Below are 3,195 nucleotides of genomic sequence, written 5' to 3' on the forward strand. Positions count from 1 at the left end.
ATCTAAACGCCATCACGACGCGCTCAGACGCTGAAAAAATAAAATCAGCACCACCGCCAGCGCGCAGTGCTTTCCCCGCCTCGCCCGCCCGCTTCACGGGGCGGTTTTAATGCACCTTAATAAAACTAATGAGCCATCAGTATTTCCAGTCAAAAGCCAAGCCATATCACAGTTTCCCTTAATGCAATCTCATGCACCCTTGAATGCAACGACTATAAAATGTAAAAAAGCGTTTCGTATGAACTCATTGCATACAAATAGCACATTTAAGGAAAAATAATGACTGTACGTCTTGCTTCAGTTTCAATTAGCAACTTTCGTTCTTGTAAGTCAACATCGGCTATTTTGCGCCCCTTCACTGCTTTAGTTGGTTATAATAACGCAGGAAAATCAAATATTATCTTAGCAATTAAGTGGCTGTTAGATGGCTCTTTGATTTCAGAATCAGATGTGTACGATCCTACACACCCCGTATCCGTTGAAGGCGTTATTCAAGGTATAACAGATGATACTCTGTCTTTGTTAACAGAAGAGAATCAACAAAAAATAGCTCCGTTTATAATTGACGGGACTCTTACCTTTGCAAGAAGACAGGAATTTAATAAGGAAACAGGAAAAGCCAAAAAAAGTCTGGATGTATATGACGGTACCACGTGGAAGAAAAACCCTGGCGGCATAGATGGTGCAATCTCCAATATATTTCCGGAACCAATTCATATCCCTGCAATGTCTGACGCTGTCGAAGACTCAACAAAATGCAAAAACACGACCACAATAGGAAAGATACTTTCCGCAATTGTTTCTGAAATAAAACAAGAACACGAAGAAAAATTTTCAAAAAACATATCAGAAATAGGTAAATATCTTTCTCACAACGGTGAGAACAGATTAGAAAGCCTTAATAAAATAGACTCAGGTGTAAATAAAAAAGTAAACCAATTTTTTCCTGACGTAAGTGTAAAGTTACACTTTCCCACACCGACATTAGATGAGATATTTAAATCCGGCACTCTGAAAGTTTTTGAGTCTCGGGAAGATGAACCGGTAATGAGAGATATCAGCCGATTTGGTCACGGAACACAACGTTCCATTCAAATGGCATTAATTCAATACCTGGCCGAAATAAAAAAAGAAAACAGCGAATCAAAAAAATCAAACACTTTGATTTTCATTGATGAACCTGAGTTATATTTACACCCTTCAGCCATTAATTCTGTCAGAGAATCACTTGTCACATTAAGTGAATCAGGGTATCAGGTTATAATATCAACTCACTCAGCCAGTATGCTTTCTGCAAAGCATGCAGCAAATGCGATTCAGGTTTGTAAGGATTCTAATGGAACCATAGCAAGGAAGACTATATCTGAAAAAATCGAAGAATTATATAAATCTTCATCACCGCAATTGCACTCAGCATTCACGCTTTCTAATTCATCATACCTTTTATTTTCTGAAGAAGTTTTGCTTGTTGAAGGGAAAACAGAGACAAACGTTCTATATGCACTTTATAAAAAAATTAACGGACATGAACTCAACCCGAGTAAAATCTGCATTGTTGCCGTTGACGGTAAGGGTAGTTTATTTAAGATGTCACAAATCATCAATGCCATCGGCATAAAAACAAGGATTCTAGCTGATTGTGATTTCTTATCAAATATTCTATTAACAGAGCATAAAGACTTACTTAGTACTGAATGTGATAATCTATTGACTGCTTTGATTGAATCAATCAACTCAGGAGAGCTTAGTTTAAATACAAAAGTTACTACTTTTGAGTCATTCAAAAGCATTTCAAGCAAAGACTTCATCAAAATATGTAACCATGAAAAAACACAAAAGCATATACATGAAATACATCAAAAATTGAAAGATAACGGAATCTATATATGGAAATCCGGTGATATAGAGGCTGTTTATGGATTTGGTAAAAAACAAACTGAATGGGATAGTCTTTTAGATTGTTTATGTGATGAAAGCAAAGATGTTAGAGCAGTAATAAAAAAATATGATGAAATGGAAGATTTCATAAAATGGATTTAACTTAATCTGATACTATTACAGCACAGTACTAAACCAATAGTGATAGGCTGTGCTTTACCCAAGGATGGTGATTTCAAAATCAGAATGTGCTATAAGTACGTCAATCTAGTAACCTAAACACACAAACAAATCAATCATTAAGATTTATAATTCTGGAATATAAAAGGTGTTGATATGAATAACATGGATATTGTGAAAGCTGTAAAAGATGGAATGAAAAAGTCAGCCGACGCAACTTATTTAATGGATTTCAGGTCTGGTGCAAAAATAAACACTGAATATGTAGCTACCGTATCTATAGGTCTATCGTTGTTAGAAATAAAATCTTTTCGCCATGGTGATTACAAAGTTATATTTGAGTACCATACAAATAAATTCATTAATGCAACAGTTCCTTTATCGAAACGGTCTGACCCCCAAAAAATATTCTCAAAAAAAACTGTCAGAAAAAACACAAACACAACAAGATCAGGCAGAATTGATATTGCCATATTGGACAGCAGACCATTTTTCGACATTCCAATATGTGCAATAGAAGTTAAAGGAAATGCCCCCTGTAAAAGTCTTTTATTTTCTGACATAAGAAGAAATCTTGAATACTTTAAACACACAGGCCCTACAGGAAATTCAAGTCTTGGCCTAGCATTAAACTGTTCATTCCATTCATACAATGATTCAACTAAAAAAAATTACTGCACTACAATCCACCATAAGGAAGACATGATAAGGAAATTAAAAAACAAATATAAAAAATACATATCCGAATTAAATGAAGAAATTCCAGACGATATATCTGTTACAATTGATGTTTTTACAGCAGCAGAGCATTTACTATCTCCTGATGCTGACCAATATGAATACGAATCACATATAGATGACTTACATTTGACGCTTGGCGTTATGGTTATATTCGAACGAAAATCGATACTCAATTGATATCATTTGTGGCTTAGAATAATTTGCTTATTTACAATTTAAAGCAAATATATTGCCACCGTTCTTCGCCTTAGATTTATAAAAAATGTGGAGGATACTGCCAGCTTGACAGTCAGCGGCAGTATCTCACCTAGTATTCTGTGCAGCAAGACATAATCTTCCAGCCAGTCTGACAGGTCAGTAACATCTGTTATCCGGGCTTCAACCTTTCGCCCCGTA

The 3,195-nt window shown here is 35.5% G+C and carries 2 protein-coding genes and 1 pseudogene; 2 read left to right on the plus strand and 1 reads right to left on the minus strand.

The window, feature by feature from the left end; translation table 11 throughout:
- Positions 1–279 precede the first annotated feature (279 nt).
- Together WES_RS00025 and WES_RS00020 are read left to right on the plus strand one after the other, a co-directional pair.
- Positions 280–2,040, plus strand: coding sequence for an ATP-dependent nuclease (locus WES_RS00025; protein WP_015979595.1), 1,761 nt, complete (start codon positions 280–282; stop codon positions 2,038–2,040).
- Between the two features lie 174 nt (positions 2,041–2,214).
- On the plus strand, positions 2,215–2,976 hold the full coding sequence (locus WES_RS00020) for a hypothetical protein (RefSeq protein WP_015979594.1): 762 nt from the start codon (positions 2,215–2,217) through the stop codon (positions 2,974–2,976).
- Between the two features lie 38 nt (positions 2,977–3,014).
- Here WES_RS00020 and WES_RS23405 read toward each other — a convergent pair.
- Positions 3,015–3,195, minus strand: a pseudogene (locus tag WES_RS23405) (hypothetical protein); the annotation flags it as partial.

The sequence above is a fragment of the Escherichia sp. KTE31 genome, from assembly GCF_000407925.1.
Lineage (GTDB): Bacteria > Pseudomonadota > Gammaproteobacteria > Enterobacterales > Enterobacteriaceae > Escherichia > Escherichia ruysiae.